Origin of the sequence: Streptomyces sp. NPDC026206 (assembly GCF_040638465.1) — a bacterium.
GTDB lineage: Bacteria > Actinomycetota > Actinomycetes > Streptomycetales > Streptomycetaceae > Streptomyces.
Map to the genome: position 1 here is coordinate 87,344 of NZ_JBEZYL010000006.1, position 18,175 is coordinate 105,518.

The 18,175-nt window shown below is 71.4% G+C and carries 15 protein-coding genes; 3 read left to right on the plus strand and 12 right to left on the minus strand.

What is annotated here, in order from left to right:
- Window positions 1-66: 66 nt before the first annotated feature.
- The 6 genes from trmD to proS form a co-directional block, all read right to left on the minus strand.
- Window positions 67-879: a tRNA (guanosine(37)-N1)-methyltransferase TrmD gene (gene trmD / locus AB0F13_RS11780; RefSeq protein ID WP_362079059.1), complete on the minus strand. Its 813-nt coding sequence runs from the start codon at window positions 877-879 to the stop codon at window positions 67-69.
- Window positions 879-1,514, minus strand: coding sequence for a ribosome maturation factor RimM (rimM, locus tag AB0F13_RS11785; RefSeq protein ID WP_362079062.1), 636 nt, complete (start codon window positions 1,512-1,514; stop codon window positions 879-881). The genes trmD and rimM overlap by 1 nt, the downstream gene beginning before the upstream one ends.
- A 91-nt stretch (window positions 1,515-1,605) precedes the next feature.
- Window positions 1,606-1,845, minus strand: a complete 240-nt coding sequence (locus tag AB0F13_RS11790) for an RNA-binding protein (protein ID WP_299533511.1) — start codon at window positions 1,843-1,845, stop codon at window positions 1,606-1,608.
- A 2-nt stretch (window positions 1,846-1,847) separates the two neighbouring features.
- The gene (gene rpsP, locus AB0F13_RS11795; protein WP_362079065.1) at window positions 1,848-2,279 is read right to left on the minus strand and encodes a 30S ribosomal protein S16; all 432 of its coding nucleotides are present in this window, start codon (window positions 2,277-2,279) and stop codon (window positions 1,848-1,850) included.
- A 187-nt stretch (window positions 2,280-2,466) separates the two neighbouring features.
- Window positions 2,467-3,057 carry a hypothetical protein gene (locus AB0F13_RS11800; RefSeq protein ID WP_362079068.1) on the minus strand — a complete coding sequence of 197 codons (591 nt, stop codon included), beginning with the start codon at window positions 3,055-3,057 and terminating at the stop codon, window positions 2,467-2,469.
- A gap of 263 nt (window positions 3,058-3,320) precedes the next feature.
- On the minus strand, window positions 3,321-4,736 hold the full coding sequence (gene proS / locus AB0F13_RS11805; RefSeq protein WP_362079071.1) for a proline--tRNA ligase: 1,416 nt from the start codon (window positions 4,734-4,736) through the stop codon (window positions 3,321-3,323).
- Between the two features lie 314 nt (window positions 4,737-5,050).
- On the opposite strand from proS, the gene AB0F13_RS11810 reads away from it, so the two are divergent.
- Complete coding sequence (locus tag AB0F13_RS11810) at window positions 5,051-5,878, plus strand: methyltransferase domain-containing protein (protein WP_362079074.1); 828 nt, start codon at window positions 5,051-5,053, stop codon at window positions 5,876-5,878.
- Window positions 5,879-5,953: 75 nt separating this feature from the next.
- Here AB0F13_RS11810 and ffh read toward each other — a convergent pair whose 3' ends face one another.
- From ffh to AB0F13_RS11835, 5 genes are all read right to left on the minus strand, one after another.
- Window positions 5,954-7,501, minus strand: a complete 1,548-nt coding sequence (gene ffh, locus AB0F13_RS11815; protein ID WP_362079077.1) for a signal recognition particle protein — start codon at window positions 7,499-7,501, stop codon at window positions 5,954-5,956.
- Between the two features lie 230 nt (window positions 7,502-7,731).
- A complete protein-coding gene (locus AB0F13_RS11820; RefSeq protein WP_362079079.1) occupies window positions 7,732-10,128 on the minus strand; it encodes a [protein-PII] uridylyltransferase in 2,397 nt (798 codons plus the stop codon).
- A 21-nt stretch (window positions 10,129-10,149) separates the two neighbouring features.
- The gene (locus AB0F13_RS11825) at window positions 10,150-10,488 is read right to left on the minus strand and encodes a P-II family nitrogen regulator (protein WP_362079082.1); all 339 of its coding nucleotides are present in this window, start codon (window positions 10,486-10,488) and stop codon (window positions 10,150-10,152) included.
- Window positions 10,485-11,759, minus strand: a complete 1,275-nt coding sequence (locus AB0F13_RS11830; protein ID WP_362079085.1) for an ammonium transporter — start codon at window positions 11,757-11,759, stop codon at window positions 10,485-10,487. Before AB0F13_RS11830 ends, AB0F13_RS11825 begins: the two co-directional genes overlap by 4 nt.
- Window positions 11,760-12,116: 357 nt before the next feature.
- Complete coding sequence (locus AB0F13_RS11835) at window positions 12,117-13,658, minus strand: hypothetical protein (protein WP_362079088.1); 1,542 nt, start codon at window positions 13,656-13,658, stop codon at window positions 12,117-12,119.
- A gap of 386 nt (window positions 13,659-14,044) precedes the next feature.
- Here AB0F13_RS11835 and AB0F13_RS11840 point away from each other — a divergent pair, with 386 nt between their 5' ends.
- Complete coding sequence (locus AB0F13_RS11840; RefSeq protein WP_362079091.1) at window positions 14,045-14,713, plus strand: bifunctional DNA primase/polymerase; 669 nt, start codon at window positions 14,045-14,047, stop codon at window positions 14,711-14,713.
- Between the two features lie 267 nt (window positions 14,714-14,980).
- On the opposite strand, the gene ftsY is transcribed toward AB0F13_RS11840, so the two are convergent.
- Window positions 14,981-16,228 carry a signal recognition particle-docking protein FtsY gene (gene ftsY / locus AB0F13_RS11845; protein WP_362079094.1) on the minus strand — a complete coding sequence of 416 codons (1,248 nt, stop codon included), beginning with the start codon at window positions 16,226-16,228 and terminating at the stop codon, window positions 14,981-14,983.
- A gap of 249 nt (window positions 16,229-16,477) precedes the next feature.
- Between ftsY and AB0F13_RS11850 the strand changes: the two genes are divergently transcribed.
- Window positions 16,478-17,986 carry a cytosine permease gene (locus AB0F13_RS11850; RefSeq protein WP_362079097.1) on the plus strand — a complete coding sequence of 503 codons (1,509 nt, stop codon included), beginning with the start codon at window positions 16,478-16,480 and terminating at the stop codon, window positions 17,984-17,986.
- Window positions 17,987-18,175 lie beyond the last annotated feature (189 nt).

The following is an 18,175-nucleotide window of genomic DNA, read 5'->3' on the forward strand; positions in this document are numbered from 1 at the left end:
CCCGGAACGCCGGGCGGACGTCGTTCCCCCTGTGGCAGGGGCGCGCGCCGGACGTAAGGCAACGGCTTATTCTTCCACGTCCGGGCCCAGACGCCAAAATCGGCCGTCCTCGCCCGGCGCCCAGCCCAGGATCGAGAGCATCTCGCGGTCCTTCTTGTCGAACGCGGCCGGGTCGGCCCGCTCGATCAGGTCCGGCCGGTTGGCGGTCGTGCGCCGGAACGCCTCGTCGCGGCGCCAGCGGGCGATCTTGCCGTGGTGGCCGCTGAGCAGGACGTCCGGGATGCCCCGGCCGCGCCACTCGGGCGGCTTGGTGTAGACGGGGCCTTCGAGCAGGTCGGCCATGGCGCCGGGCGCGAAGGAGTCGTCCCGGTGCGACTCGGCGTTGCCGAGCACGCCGGGCAGCAGGCGGGCGATGGCCTCGACCATGACCAGGACCGGGGCCTCGCCGCCGGCCAGGACGTAGTCGCCGATGGAGACCTCGCGCACGTCGAGGCGGTCGCCGTACTCCTCGATGACGCGGCGGTCGATGCCCTCGTAGCGCGCGGGCGTGAAGACCAGCCACGGCTTCCCGGACAGCTCGACGGCGAGCTCCTGGGTGAAGGGCTTGCCGCTCGGGGTGGGGACGACGAGGACGGGCTTGTCGCCCTCGCCCGACGCGATGACCGAATCCAGCGCCTCGCCCCAGGGGTCGGGCTTCATGACCATGCCGGGGCCGCCGCCGTACGGGGTGTCGTCGACGGTGTTGTGCTTGTCGTGCGTCCATTCCCGCAGGTCGTGGATGCGCACGTCGAGCTGCCCGCGGGCCCGGGCCTTGCCGACGAGCGAGAGGTTCAGCGGCTCCAGGTACTCGGGGAAGATCGAGACGACGTCGAGGCGCATCAGGCGTCACCCTCGCCCGGCGCGACGTCCTGCGGAGAGTCCTGCCCGGCGCCCTGCGGAGAGTCCTGCCCGGCGCCCGGCGCGGCGTCCCGCTCGGCGTCGCGCGAGCTCGCCACCTCGGCCTGGTCGCCGTCGAGCAGACCGCGCGGCGGGTCGACGACCGCCCGCTGCTGCTCCAGGTCGATCTCCGTCACGATCTCGCCGACGAAGGGGATCATCACCTCGCCGCCGTCGGGCCGCTCGACGATGAACAGGTCCTGCGAGGGCAGGTGGGCGATCTCCGCGATCCGGCCGACGACCGTGCCGTCGACGGTGACGACGTCCAGGTCCATCAGCTGATGGTCGTAGTACTCCTCGGGGTCCTCGGGAGTCTCGTCCGGGTCGACGTCGGAGATCAGGAGCGTGTTGCGCAGCGCCTCGGCGGCCGTGCGGTCGCCGACACCGGCGAAGCGCAGCAGCAGCCGCCCGCTGTGCACGCGGCCCGTCTCGATGGTGAGCGGCCCCACGCCCGCGGGGTCGGTGGCCAGTACGGCACCGGGTCCGAGCCTCAGCTCGGGCTCGTCGGTACGCACCTCAACGGTGACCTCGCCCTTGATGCCGTGGGCACGGCCGATCCTGCCGACTACGAGCTGCACGTTCCTGATCCTTCTCACGTTTTCCGTACGAACGCGACAACGGGCCGGGAAGGAGAATCCTTCCCGGCCCGTGCCGGTGCTCTGTCGCTGCTCAGCGAACCTGATCCACATCGACGAGGTCGACGCGGATCCCGCGGCCGCCGAGGGCGCCCACGACGGTGCGCAGTGCACGCGCGGTGCGGCCGTTGCGGCCGATCACCTTGCCGAGGTCGTCGGGGTGCACCCGGACCTCCAGCACACGCCCGCGGCGCAGGTCACGCGAGGCGACCTGCACGTCATCGGGGTTGTCTACGATGCCCTTGACGAGGTGCTCGAGAGCCTCCTCGAGCATGCTCAGGCCTCGGTCGACTCAGCGGACTCGGCCTCGGCCTCGTCCTTCTTCTCCGACTTCTTCGCCTTCGGGGTGATGGCCTCACCCTTCGACGCGTCGGCGGCGTTCACGACGGCCTCGAAGAGACCGCTGTGGTCCTTCTTCGGCTCGGCGACGAGCATCGGGGCCGGAGCCGGCAGGCCCTTGAACTTCTGCCAGTCGCCGGTGACCTTGAGGATGGCCAGAACGGGCTCGGTCGGCTGCGCGCCGACGCTCAGCCAGTACTGGGCACGCTCACTGTCGACCTCGATGCGCGAGGGGTTCTGCACCGGGTGGTACAGGCCGATCTCCTCGATGGCCCGGCCGTCACGGCGGGTACGGGAGTCGGCGACGACGATGCGGTAGTGAGGCGAACGGATCTTGCCCAGACGCTTCAGCTTGATCTTGACTGCCACTGGAGTGGTGTCTCCTGGTCTTGACGTGGTTGGGCACAACGAGATGCCACGTGGGGTTTGCGGTACTCGGGGTGCCCGATGGACGCGTCAGCCGGAGGAGAGAGGGGTCCTGTGCGACTGTCGAGTACAGCCACTCATTGTGCCACACCGCCGGGGACCGGCCGAACCGTACCGTCACCCGTTCCGCTCAGCCGACCGAGATGGCCTCGGGGATCCGGAACGGCTGGCCGCAGCCACCGCACATGATCGGCGCCTGTGCGAGCACGGACGGGACGACCCGGACGTTGCGCCCGCACTGGCACACCGCCTTCACCCGGACCCCGCCGCCGGACGAGCCGTGGCGCGCCGCCGGCCCCCGGAACGTGCGCGAGGTGTCGGCGGTGGTGGCGACCGTGTGGGCCTTCAGGGCGCGCTGGAGTCTGTCGATCGTCGGGCGGTAGCGCTTGCGCGCCTCCGGATTGAGCGCGACGAGCGAGAAACCGCTGCTGGGATGCGGCTCCTCGGTGTGGTCGAGCCCGAGCTCCTCGGCGATCGCCAGGAACCGGCGGTTGTGATAGCGGCCGGCGCGTGAGGTGTCCCGGACACCGCGGGCGGCCGCGATGCCGTGCACTGCCTCGTGCAGCAGCCTTTCGAAGGAGAGCTCGGCGCCACAGGCTGACGACGATTCTCCGATCAACGATTCGGGCGCGGCTAGATCCGGCAGCTCGGGGTGGTACCGCTGAATGTCGGCCCACGCCTGCGCCAGCTCTGCGGCGAGAACAGGTGGTGTCGTGCTCACGTCGTGACAACGAGCAGGGACAGCCCGGTGTTCCGATACCGGGCCATCCCAAATAATTTGCACGTACCAGTCAGTTTCCCGCCTCATACGTCCTGAGGAGGGCGGGTGCGCAGAACTACGGAGAAGGCGGATTAGCCGTGCACCAGTTCGCAAGGTGGGACGTACTGACGCATCAGTAAGTGAGCGGGCCCACAGGCTTCCCGCACGCCCCCACGCGAAAACCCCCGGCCGCGCGCCTCGGCGCGCGCCCGGGGGCGGGTGGATCAGTAGGCGCGTGCGACGATCGCGACGGCGCCCGGCGCGTCGTCGGACTCCGGCACCGAGCCGTCCTCGGCCACCAGGCAGCGCACGGTCACGGCCTGCTCGGCGAGCTTGGCCTCGCCCTCGGTGCCCAGGGTCGCCCACGGAATGCGCGCCCAGCCGCCGGCGGCGGCCGCCTCGGCGGCCTCCTCGATGCTCTTCACGTCCGTCGTACGGGACTCACGGCGCTCGCGCGACTCGCGCAGCAGCTGCGCCTGGTCCTCCTCCAGGACCTTCGGCAGCAGCGCGGCCAGGTCCTCGATGCGCACCGGCTCCTTGCCGCCGGGGATGCGGCGGGCCAGCATCGCGGTGCCGTTCTCCAGGTCGCGCGGGCCGATCTCGATGCGCACCGGTACGCCCTTGAGCTCCCAGTCCACGGCACGGCGGCCGAAGGGGGTGTCGGTACGGTCGTCGACCTGCACCCGGATCCCGGCGGCCTTGAGCTGGTCGCCGATCTCCCGGACCTTGGCGAGCACGGCGTCGTCGCCCTTGATCGCCAGGACCACGGCCTGGACGGACGCGAGGCGCGGCGGCACCCGCAGGCCCTTGTCGTCGCCGTGCGACATGATCAGGCCGCCGACCATGCGGGTCGAGACGCCCCACGAGGTCTGCCAGACCAGCTCCTGCTGCCCGCCCTTGGACAGGTAGGAGGTGTTGAACGCCTTGGCGAAGTTCTGGCCCAGCTCATGGCTGGTGCCCATCTGCAGGGCCTTGCCGTCGCCCATCATGCCCTCGAGCGTGAGGGTGTTGATCGCACCCGCGAACCGCTCCTTGGGCGTCTTGCGGCCGAGCACCACGTCGATGCCCAGGACGTTGACCATGAAGTCGTAGTAGACGTCACGGTGGATGCGGGCCGCGTAGTCGCGGGCGTCCTCGTACGTGGCGTGGGCGGTGTGGCCCTCCTGCCAGAGGAATTCGCTCGTACGGAGAAAGACGCGCGGGCGCATCTCCCAACGGACCACGTTCGCCCACTGGTTGATCAGCAGGGGCAGGTCGCGGTAGCTCTGCACCCACTTCGAGAAGTACTCGTTGATGATCGTCTCGGACGTCGGCCGGACGACGACCGGCTCGTCCAGCTCCTTGCCGCCGCCGTGCGTGACGACCGCGAGCTCGGGAGCGAAGCCCTCGACGTGCTCCGCCTCCCGGGTCAGGTAGGACTGCGGAATGAACAGCGGGAAGTACGCGTTGGAGGCGCCCGCGTCCTTGATCCGGGCGTCCATCTCCTGCTGCATGCGCTCCCAGAGCCCGTAGCCGTACGGTCGGATGACCATGGTGCCGCGCACCGGGCCGTTGTCGGCCAGCTCGGCCTTGTTGATCAAGTCCTGGTACCAGCGCGGGAAGTCTTCCGCCTGGGGGGTGAGAATGGGAGCCTTTGCCATGCTGCGAATGGTACGGGGCCCATCAGGCCGAGTGTGAATCCGTCCGCCCACAAGCCCGTTTTCCCGGCCGGACCGCACCCGTCGGCCGCCTGTCCAGCGCCGTTCCATTTCGTGCGATGACGCCCGGCGCATGCCATCGTGGGCGTACGGGAACGTTCTCGCGCCGCCCCCTGGACTCGCGGGCGGAAGCGGAGTTCTCTGGCATCGGGGGGTTTTCACCGCAACGCGCGAACGGCAGCACCGGGCAGCACCCATGGGGGCGGAACCACGGATCACTACCAGGACACCTCACCCGGCGGATTGGGGCGCATTCGATGACACCAACGCTCGTGCGGCGGCACCGGCCGTCCCCGACCTCGCCCGCGTCACGGGCCCGCGACTGGGCGGAAATCCAGGAACGGATGCTGGTTCCGCTCTACGAAGCGGTGTACGAGCGCCTGGAGGCCGGACCCGGCACCCGGCTGCTGAGCCTGGGCTGCGGCTCGGGGCTGGCCCTGCTGATGGCGGCGGCCCGCGGCGCCACGGTCTGCGGCGTCGACCCGGACGGCCGCCGGCTGGAACTGGCCCGCGAGCGCCTCCTCCCGGAGGGCTCCCCCGGCAACGGCACCCGCCTGGGCCTCGGCGGCCCGGAAACCGTCCTCGACGCCGACGGCCCGCGCTTCAACCTCGTCACCGCCTTCGACCCGCTTTTCTGCGCGGGCGGCGGCTCCCGCGGGCTGGCGGAGGCCCTCTCCGGCGCCGCCGCCTGCGCCGAGCCGGGCTCCCCCGTCGTGCTCGCCGGCTGGGGCCCGCAGGAGCGCTGCGCGGCCTCCGGAGCGCTCCGGGTGGCCGCACGCCTCGCCGACCCGATGTGCGCCCCCGCCCGCTGGCGCCCCAGCAGCCGCGACGACCTGGAGAACCTCGCCCGCGAGGCCGGTCTGGCCCCCGACGGCTCAGGGCGGGTCGCCTGCCCGTACGGCTACGCCGACCTGGGCAGTGCGGTCCGGGGCATGCTGTCCACGGGCGCCTTCGACGCGGCGGCCCGGGCCACGGACGAGGAGCAGGTCGCCAAGGAGCTGGCCGAGGCGCTCCACCCGTACCTGCGGCGCGACGGGACGGTGTGGATGCCGAACGTCTTCCGTTACCTGATAGCCCGGGTCTGAACCTCCGGGCCGGAACGCGGACAGCCCCCGCCGGCCGGAGCCGTGGGGGCTGTCGCGAAGCCGCGTTCCCGGGCCTCAGCCCATGAACTTCTTGAACTCGTCGGGCAGTTCGAAGTTCTGGGCGTCCTGCCCCGGGGGCAGTCCCAGCGGGTTGGCGGACTGCGCCTGCTCGCGGCGGACGGCCGCGGCCTGCTCCTCGGCCTTGCGCTTCATCGGGTTGCCGCTCTGGCGCTTGCCCTTGCCCTGCTTGACCTGCTTCTTCTTCTTGCCGGCACCGCCGCCCATGCCCGGGATGCCGGGCATGCCCGGCATCCCGCCGCCCTGGGCCATGCGCGACATCATCTTGCGGGCCTCGAAGAAGCGCTCCACGAGGTTCTTGACCGCGCTGACGTCCACGCCGGAGCCCCTGGCGATGCGGGCGCGGCGCGAGCCGTTGATGATCGTCGGGTCCTGGCGCTCGCCCGGGGTCATCGACTTGATGATCGCGGCGGTGCGGTCGACGTCGCGCTCGTCGATGTTGTTGATCTGGTCCTTGATCTGCCCCATGCCGGGGAGCATGCCGAGCAGCTTGCTGATGCTGCCCATCTTGCGGACCTGCTCCATCTGGGACAGGAAGTCGTCGAGCGTGAACTCCTTCGGCCCCTTCGCAAGCTTGGCCGCCATCTTCTCGGCCTCGTCCTGGCTGAAGGTCTGCTCGGCCTTCTCGATGAGGCTGAGCATGTCACCCATGCCGAGGATGCGGGACGCCATGCGGTCCGGGTGGAACGCGTCGAAGTCGTCCAGCTTCTCGCCGTTGGAGGCGAACATGACCTGCTTGCCGGTCACGTGCGCGACGGACAGCGCGGCACCACCGCGGGCGTCACCGTCGAGCTTGGAGAGCACCACGCCGTCGAAGCCGACGCCGTCGCGGAAGGCCTCGGCGGTGTTGACCGCGTCCTGACCGATCATCGCGTCGACGACGAAGAGGATCTCGTCGGGGCGGACCGCGTCCCGGATGTCCGCGGCCTGCTGCATCATCTCGGCGTCGATACCGAGACGGCCGGCGGTGTCGACGATGACCACGTCGTGCTGCTTGGCCTTCGCGAACTCGATCGAGTCCTGGGCGACCTTGACCGGGTCGCCGACGCCGTTGCCCGGCTCCGGCGCGAAGATCGCGACACCGGCGCGCTCGGCGACGACGCCGAGCTGGTTGACGGCGTTGGGGCGCTGCAGGTCACACGCGACGAGCAGCGGGGCGTGGCCCTGGCCCTTGAGCCAGTGACCGAGCTTTCCGGCCAGCGTCGTCTTACCGGCACCCTGCAGACCGGCGAGCATGATGACGGTCGGCGGCTGCTTGGCGAAACGCAGGCGACGGGTCTCGCCGCCGAGGATGCCGACGAGCTCCTCGTTGACGATCTTGATGATCTGCTGCGCCGGGTTGAGGGCCCGCGAGACCTCGGCCCCGAGGGAGCGTTCCTTGATCTGCTTGATGAAGGCGCGGACGACGGGCAGCGCCACGTCGGCCTCGAGCAGGGCGATGCGGATTTCACGCGCCGTGGCGTCGATGTCCGCCTCGCTCAAGCGGCCTTTGCCCCTGAGAGATTTGAAAGTCGCTGCAAGGCGGTCGGAGAGGGTATCGAACACGGCGCTCGTCGGTCCTCGGAGTCAGGGGGCAGGGGCAATCGCCCTCAAGAGTATCCGGCCGTACGGACTAAGTGTCCTCGCCTGCCGGATATGGCAGGCAAGGACACAGCCCCGCGAGTGCGGGGAGCATGCTGCCTCGCTGAGGCACCCCTTGCCCCGAAGCGGGTCACCCCCGCGTCAGCGGGGAACGCGCCCTGTGCAACGCCTCGCCCGGTGCCCACGTCACGCGCTCACTGCAAGGCGTCTTCCATCGTCTTCGCCAGAGCCCCCGCCTCCGCCTCCGTCAGCGCGGAGCCGTCCCCGCGTGTGACGTAGACCGTGTCCACCGCACTCGCCCCCAGCGTGCTCACGTGCGCGCTGCGCACCCACACCCCCGCGTCCTCCAGGGCCCGCCCGATGCGGTGTAGCAGACCGGGCGCGTCCTGGGCCCGCACCTCCAGTACCGTCGCGGCCCGCGATCCGCCCGCGGCGACCGTCACCCGGGCCGGCGCGTGCACGGCGTTCCTGCGCCGGCCGCGGTACGCGGTCTCGCGCTCGGCGAGCCGGCCCGCGATGTCCAAGGTGCCGTTCAGGGCCCGTACCAGGTCGCCGCGCAGCAGTGCGGCCTCCGGCGGCGCCCCGTACTCGGCCGCCACCCGCCAGTGCAGCAGCAGCGCGCCGCCCATGCCGCGCAGCTCCGCCGCGCGGACGGTCAGGCGGTGCAGGGCGAGGACTCCGGCGGTCGCGGGCAGGACGCCGGGCTGGTCGGGGACGGCGACGGTCAGTTCCACGGTGTCACCGACGCCCTCCCGGGGCGCGCTGAGGGCCACCACCGGCCCGGCCGTGCGCAGGGCCTCGGCCGCCAGCCGCTCCTTGGCGGCCGTCGGCGGCGCCGGTTCCGTACGCTCCTCGACCGGCCCCCCGGCGAGCGCGGCGGCCGCCCTGCGGACCAGATCGGCCACCAGTGAGGCCCGCCAGCCGCTCCACGCCGCAGGCCCCGTGGCCAGGGCGTCGGCCTCGGTCAGGGCGTGCAGCAGCTCCAGCGTGCCGGCGCAGCCCACCGCGTCCGTGACCGTGCGAACGGTGGCCGGGTCGTCGAGGTCACGGCGGGTGGCGGTCTCGGCGAGAAGGAGGTGGTGGCGTACGAGCGTGGCGAGGACGTCCGTGTCGGCGTCGCCGAGGCCCAGGCGTGGGCCGATGTCGCGGGTGAGGGCCTCGCCCGCCATGGAGTGGTCCCCGGGCCGCCCCTTGCCGATGTCGTGCAGGAGTGCCGCGAGGAGCAGCAGGTCGGGACGGCCGACGCCGCGGGTCAGGGCGGAGGCCCGCACGGCCGTCTCGATCAGGTGCCGGTCGACGGTCCAGCGGTGCACGGGGTTGCGCTGCGGGCGGCAGCGCACGTGCTCCCACTCGGGCAGCAGCCGGGAGACGAGGCCCTCCGCCTCCAGGGCCTCCCAGACGGGCACCGTGGACTCGCCCGCCCCAAGGAGGGTGACGAGCTGTTCGCGGGCCTCCGCGGGCCACGGCACGGGCAGCGGGGCGGCACCGGCCATGCGTCGTACGGCGTGCCGGGACAGCGGCAGGCCCGCCTGGGCGGCCGTGGCGGCGGCGCGCAGGGGCAGGGCCGGGTCGTGGTCGGGGCGTGCGGTGCGGGCCAGCACGACTTCGCCGTCCTGCTCGACGACGCCCTCGGCGAGCGGGATGCGCTCGGGTTCGACGAAGCCGCCCCGGCCGCCGCGGCCGCCGAGGATGCGGCGCAGCCGGGGCCGCCCGGAGCGCGAGCGCAGCACTCTTCCCACCTCGCGCCAGGTGATGTCGGCGGCGTAGGAGACGGTGCGGGCGGCCTCGTACACGCCGCGCAGCAGCGCGTCGGCGCCGGCGAGGCCGAGGGAGGTGGCGACCTGGTCCTGTTCCTGGAGGGCGAGGCGGTCGGTGGCGCGGCCGGTGGCCAGGTGCAGGGCGTCGCGGGTGTCGAGGAGCAGGGAGCGGGCGTGTTCGAGGCCCTCGCGGGGGGCGTCGGCGAGCCAGGACGCGGCGACGGCGCGCAGCGCGGTGGCGTCGCGCAGCCCGCCGCGCGCCTCCTTCAGGTCGGGTTCCAGCAGGAACCGCAGCTCACCCTGGCGGCGGGCCCGCTCCTCGCACAGTTCGCGCAGTTCGGGCAGGCGGGACGGGGCCTGGGTGCGCCAGTCCTCGTAGGCGGTGGCGCGCAGGGCCGTGGTGAGGGCGGGGTCCCCGGCGATGTGGCGGGCGTCGAGGAGGCCGAGGTGGGCCTTGAGGTCGCCGGCGGCGGTCCTGCGGGCCTCGGCGGGGGTGCGTACGGAGTGGTCGAGGGCGAGGCCCATGTCCCAGACGGGGTACCAGACGCGGTCGGCGACGGCGGCGATGCCCGGGGCGCCGGTCCGGCCGTCGTGCAGGAGCAGGACGTCGAGGTCGCTGCGCGGGGAGAGTTCGCCGCGCCCGTAGCCGCCGACGGCGACGAGCGCGACGCCCTGGGAGGGGCCGAGGAGCCCGCTCAGCCACTGGTCGGTGAGGTGGGCGAGCCCGGCGCGCAGCGGCGCTCCCGACAAGGGGGCCTCGTGCAGGAGCCGCAGCCGGGCCGCGGCGTAGCCGCCGGCTCCGGGGTCGGTGGCGGCGGCCTCGGTCCGCGTCATGTCAGGCCCCTTCCCGCGTGCTCAGAGCGCGTCCGCGCCGCGCTCGTCGGTCCGTACCCGCACGACCGTCTCGACCGGGACGACCCACACCTTGCCGTCGCCGATCTTGTCGGTGCGGGCGGCCGCCACGACGACGTCGATGATGTCGTCGGCGTCGGCGTCCTCGGCCAGGATCTCGATGCGGATCTTGGGTACGAGGTCGATCTCGTACTCGGCGCCGCGGTAGACCTCGGTGTGGCCGCGCTGGCGGCCGTAGCCGCTGGCCTGGGTGACGGTCAGGCCCTTGACGCCGAAGGCCTGCAGCGCCTTCTTGACGTCCTCGAACCGGTGCGGTTTGACGACCGCGGTGATGAGCTTCATGCGTCCACCTTCTTGTTCCGGGTCTGCTGCGCGGGGGCGGGCGTCGCGCCGCGGCCGGCCGCGGCGCCGCCGACCGCGCTGAAGTCGTAGGCGGTTTCGGCGTGGTACGCCTGGTCGATGCCGCTGAGCTCGTCCTCCTCGCTCGCCCGGAAGCCGATCAGCTTGTCGACGAGCTTGGCAAGCACCCAGGAGACGGCGAAGGAGTAGGCGAGCACGGAGAAGGCGCCGGCGGCCTGGCGGCCGAGCTGGGTCAGGCCGCCGACGCCGCCGGTGGCGAGGAGGCCGACGAGCAGGGTGCCGATGATGCCGCCGACGAGGTGGACGCCGACGACGTCGAGGGAGTCGTCGAAGCCGAGCTTGAACTTGAGGCCGACGGCCCAGGAGCAGACGGCTCCGGCGACGAGGCCGATGAGGATCGCGCCGAAGGCGTTGACGGCCGCGCCGGCCGGGGTGATGGCCACCAGTCCCGCGACGGCGCCGGAGGCCGCGCCGAGGGTGGTGAACGCGCCGTGCTTGAGGCGCTCGTAGGCGAGCCAGCCGAGCATGGCCGCGCCGGTCGCGACCTGGGTGTTCATGGCCATGTTGGCGGCGATGCCGTTGGCGGCGAGCGCCGAGCCGGCGTTGAAGCCGAACCAGCCGAACCACAGCAGTCCCGCGCCGAGGATCACCAGCGGGAGGTTGTGGGGGCGCATGGGGTCCTTCTTGAAGCCGATGCGCTTGCCGACGACGAGGACGGCGGCGAGCGCGCCGATGCCCGCGTTGATGTGCACGGCCGTGCCGCCGGCGAAGTCGATCACCTTGAGCTTGAACAGCCAGCCGTCGGCCTGCCAGACCCAGTGGGCGACGGGGAAGTAGACGATCGTCACCCAGAGCGTGATGAACAGCGCCCAGGCGCTGAATTTCACGCGGTCGGCGAGGGCGCCGCTCATCAGGGCCGGGGTGAGGACGGCGAACATCAGCTGGAAGAGGGCGAAGGCGAGGACCGGGATGCCTTCCTTGCCGCCGGTGAGGGTCTCGGGGGTGATGCCCTTGAAACCGATGTGGTCGAAGTTGCCGATGAGTCCGGCACCGAGGTCATCACCGAACGCGAGTGAGTAGCCGAAGAGCACCCACAGGACGCTGACGATGCCGAGCGAGATGAAGGACATCATCAGCATGTTGAGCGCGCTCTTGACCCGCACCATGCCGCCGTAGAAGAAGGCCAGGGCCGGTGTCATCAGCATCACGAGCGCGGCACTGATCAATACGAATGCGGTATCTGCGCCATTCAATGTCGACGTCTCCTCGCGGCCGCGGCCCAGGCCCCCGTGCGGGCCGGTGTTCCCAGTGGGCCGATATCGCCTTGAGGCTCGCGCAGCGCGGTTTCAGCCAACGCCGCGGGTTGTTTCGCGCCGGTGACGATGGGAGTGGGCGTGTTACGCCCCGATGAACGGCCGGATCGCCGGGAAGCCGTCCGTTACCCTTCCGCAAACCGCCCACGGAGAAGGCCCGGCGGCGAGTGATTCGCGGGAAGACCCCGGCCGCGAGAGGGGACCGGCCGCGACGGCCCTCCGGCGTGACCTGGCGTGGGGGGCCGAGTCGGGCTGTACGGGAGGGTCGTCGCGGCCGGGGCAAGGGGGCCGCGGGGCTCAGACGGCGTGGACGGCTTCCGCCGATTCGGGCAGGTGGACGGCGAGTTGCTCCGTCAGATTCACGACCTCGGCGACATCACCGAATTCACGCACGGCATTGTCCACGGTCTTGCGCAGGCGATTGCTCACCCGCTCCGACCGCACCTGCTTGGCGATGCGCAGCGCCTTCCCGGCGAGTACGGCGGACTCCTCCGGTTCGCGTTCCAGCAGGTGCACGGTGGCCATGCCGATGAGATTGAGGGCGTACGAACGCTGGTGTTCGTTGTCCTGCGAGAACAGCTCGACGGCCCGCTCCATCTTGGGGCGCGCCAGGGAGGCGTACGTGGGGCTGCGCCCGGCCACATAGGCGAGGTCGCGGAAGGAGTGGGCGTTCTCGGCGTTGAGCTCGGCCTCGGAGAAGAAGCGGATCCAGTCGGGGTCGCCGTCGCCCGGCTCGCAGTCGCCGAAGCAGTCCTCCGCCATGCTCACGGCGCGCTTGACCTTCGCGGGCTGGCCCATGTTGGCGTACGCCCGGCCCTCCATCGCATACAACATGGCCTGCGTCCGCGAGGTGGCCGACTCGCGTGAACCGTACTGGCCGAGGTGGATGAGTTCCAGGGCGTCGTCGGGGCGGCCCAGGTGGATCATCTGGCGGCTCATGCTGGAGAGGACGTACGAGCCCAGGGGGCGGTCGCCGGCCTCCTTGGCGGCGTGCAGGGCCAGCACGAAGTACTTCTGGGCGGTGGGGTGCAGCCCGATGTCGTAGCTCATCCAGCCCGCCAGCTGTGCCAGTTCGGCGGCCACCTGGAACAGCCGCCGCGAGGTGTCCTCGGGCTGCGGCTCCTGGAGCAGGTCGGTGACCTCGTGGAGCTGCCCCACCACGGCCTTGCGGCGCAGACCGCCGCCGCACTGGGCGTCCCACTGCCGGAACATCACGGCCGTGGACTCCAGGAGCTCCAGCTCCGGGCCGGAGAGCCGGGACCGGCGGGGGCGGTCACGGTCGGCGGAGGCCGCGGCGTCCCGGCCGTGAGGGCCGGGCACCAGCCAGCGCTGCATGGGCTCGATGAGGGCGGGGCCCGCCGAGAGGGCGAGCGAGGTGCCGAGGAAACCGCGGCGCGCCAGCATCAGGTCGCTGCGGGAGAACTCGCTGAGGAGCTCGACGGTCTGCGGGGCCGCCCAGGGCAGGTCCACCCCCGACACCGACGGCGACTGGTGCGCGGCGCGCAGGCCGATGTCCTCGACGCCCACAACGCAGCCGAAGCGCTCGGAGAACAGCTCGGAGAGGATTTTCGGGATCGGCTCGCGCGGCTGCTCGCCGTCCAGCCAGCGGCGCACGCGGGAGGTGTCGGTGCTGATGTGGTGGGCGCCCAACTGACGGGCCCTGCGGTTCACTTGCCGCGCCAGCTCACCCTTGGACCATCCGCTGCGCAGAAACCACGAGTTCAGCTGCTCGTTCGGACGTTTCTCAGCCTTATCAGCCCTGTCGGCACCACCGGTACCACTGACATTGCCGCCCACGGGAACGCCCCCATCCGAAACTCTGCGTCTACGCGTATGCATCCATACGTGCATGCACATCCATGCGTTCATCCGCACGTCTGCGTGCGAACCGCCAACAGCTTGCCGCGTTTCACGGCCGCTTGTCCGGCTGGGTTCATGTACCGAAAGTAATCCTACGATCACCGATCAGGCGAGGGCGGTCCAGTAAACGCCACCATTCGCCACCCCAACGAATGAACTCCTTCCGCCTGCATCGCGATTGACTTGACACGGAACGAACGCGGGGAAACCAGCGAGAAGGTGAACGGATGCACGCCACGGCGCGCGCCTTACGGAACACCACCCGTCGCGCACCCTTGCGCCGCCTCGGGGCAGAGGTCGGCGACCCTGCGTGTCCGAGACACTCCGACACGTAACCATTGGGAGCACGACCCGTTGGAGGGGGCATGGGCTTCACAATCGGCGGTATCCGGGATCTGCGCTCGAGCTCTCGGCGTCGAGGCCGCGCATTCGAATCCGTGACGGTCGCGGAGTACACCGGCCTGTGGGGCTGGGACGTCGTTCCCGGCGCCCGGGCCTCGCGCGGCGGCCGGGTCGCCTGCTCGTGCGGCGCCGCCGACTGCCCCTCCCCCGGGGCCCATCCGCTCTCCTTCGCGCCGCCCGTCGAGGCCGGCTCCACGCTGGACGAGGCCGCGGCGGCATGGGCCGAGGTGCCCGGCGCGGCCGTACTGCTGCCCGTGGGGCGCGCGTTCGACGTGCTCGAGGTGTCCGAGGCGGCGGGCCGGCACGCGCTGGCCCGGCTGGAGCGGATGGGGGTGCCGCTGGGGCCGGTGGCGCTCACCCCGCACGGCCGCGCCCTGTTCTTCGTCGCCCCGGGGGCCGCATCGGAACTCCCCCAGCTGCTGTACCGGATGGGGTGGGACGACGCCCGGCTCGACCTGCGGGGCCTGGGCCATGGCGATCACATCACCGCGCCGCCGTCCGACTTCGCGGGCCTGGGTCCGATGCGGTGGCTGCTGCCGCCCGCCCTGGACACGGCCGGGCGGCCCCCCGAGGCCCGGCTGCTGCTGGGAACCCTGGCCTATGTGTGCCACCGGTCCGCCGGGACCGGCTGAGCGCCCCGGTCACCACAGAGCCCCGGCCACCACAGAGCTCCGGTCACCACGGAGCCCCGGTCACCACGGAGCCCCGGCCACCACAGAGCTCCGGTCACCACGGAGCCCCGGTCACCACGGAGCCCCGGCCGCCCGGCGCCAGGCGCCCACGCGCGAACGGCTCCCGCACGCCAAGGGACCGCCCCCGCCGCGAAAGGGGGCCCCCGTCGCAGCTGCACTGCGACGGGGGCCCTTTCTCTGTCTCTCGTTGCTTGCTGCGAGCTGCTGTCAGTCCCCGATCAGGGCGTCGACGAACGCCTCGGGCTCGAAGGGGGCCAGGTCGTCGGCGCCCTCACCCAGGCCCACGAGCTTGACCGGCACGCCCAGCTCGCGCTGGACGGCGACGACGATGCCGCCCTTGGCGGTGCCGTCCAGCTTGGTGAGGACGATGCCGGTGATGTTCACGACCTCGGCGAAGACGCGCGCCTGCACCAGGCCGTTCTGGCCGGTCGTCGCGTCCAGGACCAGCAGGACCTCGTCCACCGAGCCGTGCTTCTCCACGACGCGCTTGACCTTGCCCAGCTCGTCCATGAGACCGGTCTTGGTGTGCAGACGGCCGGCGGTGTCGATGAGGACGACGTCCGCGTTCTCGGCGATGCCCTCCTTGACCGCGTCGAAGGCGATCGACGCCGGGTCGCCGCCCTCGGGGCCGCGCACCGTACGGGCGCCGACACGCTCGCCCCAGGTCTGGAGCTGCTCGGTGGCGGCGGCACGGAAGGTGTCCGCCGCGCCGAGGACGACGGACTTGCCGTCGGCCACGAGCACGCGGGCGAGCTTGCCGGTGGTGGTGGTCTTGCCGGTGCCGTTGACGCCGACGACCATGACGACGCCGGGCTTCTCCTCGCCGTTCACCCCCACACCGGGCTCGGTGTGGACGCTGCGGTCGAAGTCCGTGCCGATGAGGGTGAGCAGCTCCTCGCGAAGCAGCGTGCGCAGCTGCTCCGGCGTGCGGGTGCCGAGCACCCTGACGCGCTCGCGAAGCCGCTCGACCAGCTCCTGCGTCGGCGCGACGCCGACGTCGGCGGTGAGCAGGGTGTCCTCGATCTCCTCCCAGGTGTCCTCGTCGAGGTGCTCACGGGACAGCAGGGTCAGCAGACCCTTACCGAGGGAGTTCTGCGAGCGGGAGAGACGGGTGCGCAGCCGCACGAGGCGGCCGGCGGTGGGCTCGGGAACCTCGATCGCGGGCTCGGCCGGGGCCTCGGGCGCCGCCGTCTCCGGCTCGACGACGGGGGCCGCCTCCTCCTCGGCGGGTGCCTCGGTGGGAGGGAGCTCTACTTCTTCGACGGTTCGGCGCGGCTCGGCGCGCGGGGTCTCGGCCTCCTCGCCGACGTGCGGCTCGGCGGGCGGCGCGGTGACGGACGGGCTGCTCGGCGGTGCGGGGGGCAGCTGCTTCTTTTTGCGGCTGCTGACCACGAGCCCGCTGATCGCGCCGAGCGCGATCACAGCGATGACTACGGCAAGGATGACGATTTCCATAACGCCCCCAGTATCGGACACCTCGGGGCGCGGACGCCGCCGTGGCATATCGGGGCATGTCCGGAGCTCGCCCGAGGCCGCGCTTTGTACGTTGCCACGAGGACCAATGGCACGAACCAGCCAAAGTTGGAGCAAAGCACGATGGCGTGGGGCCGCGCGACGCGCGTAGAGTCCCAACGTCCCTTTCTGCCCAGGCCGGCCTCCCGCCCTGCTTCACCCCGCACGGAGCCCCCCGACATGGCCCCTCACATGGACAACGCTGCCAACGGCGCCAACGTGTCCAGCACCGTCACCGACGCCGAAGGCGTCGACGGCGCGATAGAAACCCGCGGCATCGAGCCCGTACCCGATCACGAGCGGCACGGCCGGGTCCGGGAGCTCTTCCCGACCTGGGTCGCCGCCAACATCAGCGTGCTGCTGCTCACCATGGGCGCGGCGCTGGTGGTCTTCAACGCACTGAACTTCTGGCAGGTCCTGATCGTCGCGGCGTGCGCCGCGCTCGTGTCGTTCGGCCTGGTCGGTGTGCTGTCCGTGTCCGGCAAGTGGGGCGGCGCGCCCGGCGCGATGCTCTCCCGGGCCACGTTCGGAGTGCGGGGGAATCTCTTCCCCGGGGCGATCCTGTGGGTCGCCCGCTTCGGCTGGGAGACGATCAACGCGGTCACCGGCGCGTACGCGGTGCTCACCGTTCTCGACCTGGTCCTCGGTGTGAAGAGCAACACCGTCCTGATCGTGATCACGCTGTTCGTCTTCGTCGCCTGCACGTTCCTGGTGAGCGGCATGGGCCGCAAGGCGCTGAACGTGTGCAACAAGTGGTCGACGTATCTGTTCGGCGTCTTCAGCGTGCTGGTGCTCGGCTATCTGATCGCCCACATCAAGTGGGACGACGTCTTCTCCAAGCCGGCGGGTACGACCGCGATGATGATCGCGGGTATCGGCACGATCGCCGCCGGCGGCATCAGCTGGGTGCCCACCGGTCCGGACTTCGCGCGGTACCTGCCGCACGCCGCCTCCGGCAAGAAGATCGTCGGCGCCACGGTCTCCGGCGCCGGTCTGGTGATGGTGCCGATGGTGCTCATGGGTGCAGTGATGGCTGTCGCCACGCCTGGGCTCGCCGATGCGCCGGACCCGGTGTCCTTCCTCGGTGACATCCTGCCGACGTGGCTGGCCGTTCCTTACCTGATCACCGCGATCGTGGGCATGCTGCTGATCAACAGCCTGTCGATGTACTCGGCCGGCTTCACCGCGCAGACGATGGGCGTCAAGCTGCCGCGCGCGATGGCCGTCAGCATCAACGCGGTGATCTCCCTGGTGGGTGGTCTGCTGCTGATGCTCGTCGCGAAGAGCTTCCTCAGCTCGTTCATCACGTTCCTGATCCTGCTGGCCGTTTCGTTCTCCGCGTGGATCGGCGTCTACGCCGTCGACATGGCGCGGCGCCGGTCGCGTTCGGTGCGGTACGACGCCGACGGGCTGATGGACACGGGGCGTACGAGCCGGTACTGGTACGTGGGCGGCTACTGCTGGCAGGCGATGACGGCGTGGGCCGTGGCGCTGCTGGCGGGCATCTGCTTCACGAAGTGCGACTGGTTCGCCGGGCCGCTGTCGGGGACGTTCGTCGGCAAGTACGGCCTGGGGTGGGCGGCGACGATTCTGATCTCGGCGGCGATGATGGCTGTGCTGCCCGTTCCGCGCGAGGGCGAGGGCTCGGTGGCTCCGTCGGAGTCGGAGCCGGAGCCGGAGCGTGAGACGGTCTCGGCGTAACGTCTCGCCTGTGACGTGGAGGGCCCCCTGTGCGGGGGCCCTCTTCGTTTTGCGCCCGTGCCCCCGGTGGTGGGGCGGGGCCGGGGCGGGAGGGGACGGGCCTGGTGGGTGGGCAGTCGTCCTGCCACCCGTGCCGCGCACAGGAAAAGGGCGTTGCTCCGGCTCTGAGCCGGAGCAACGCCCTTTCGA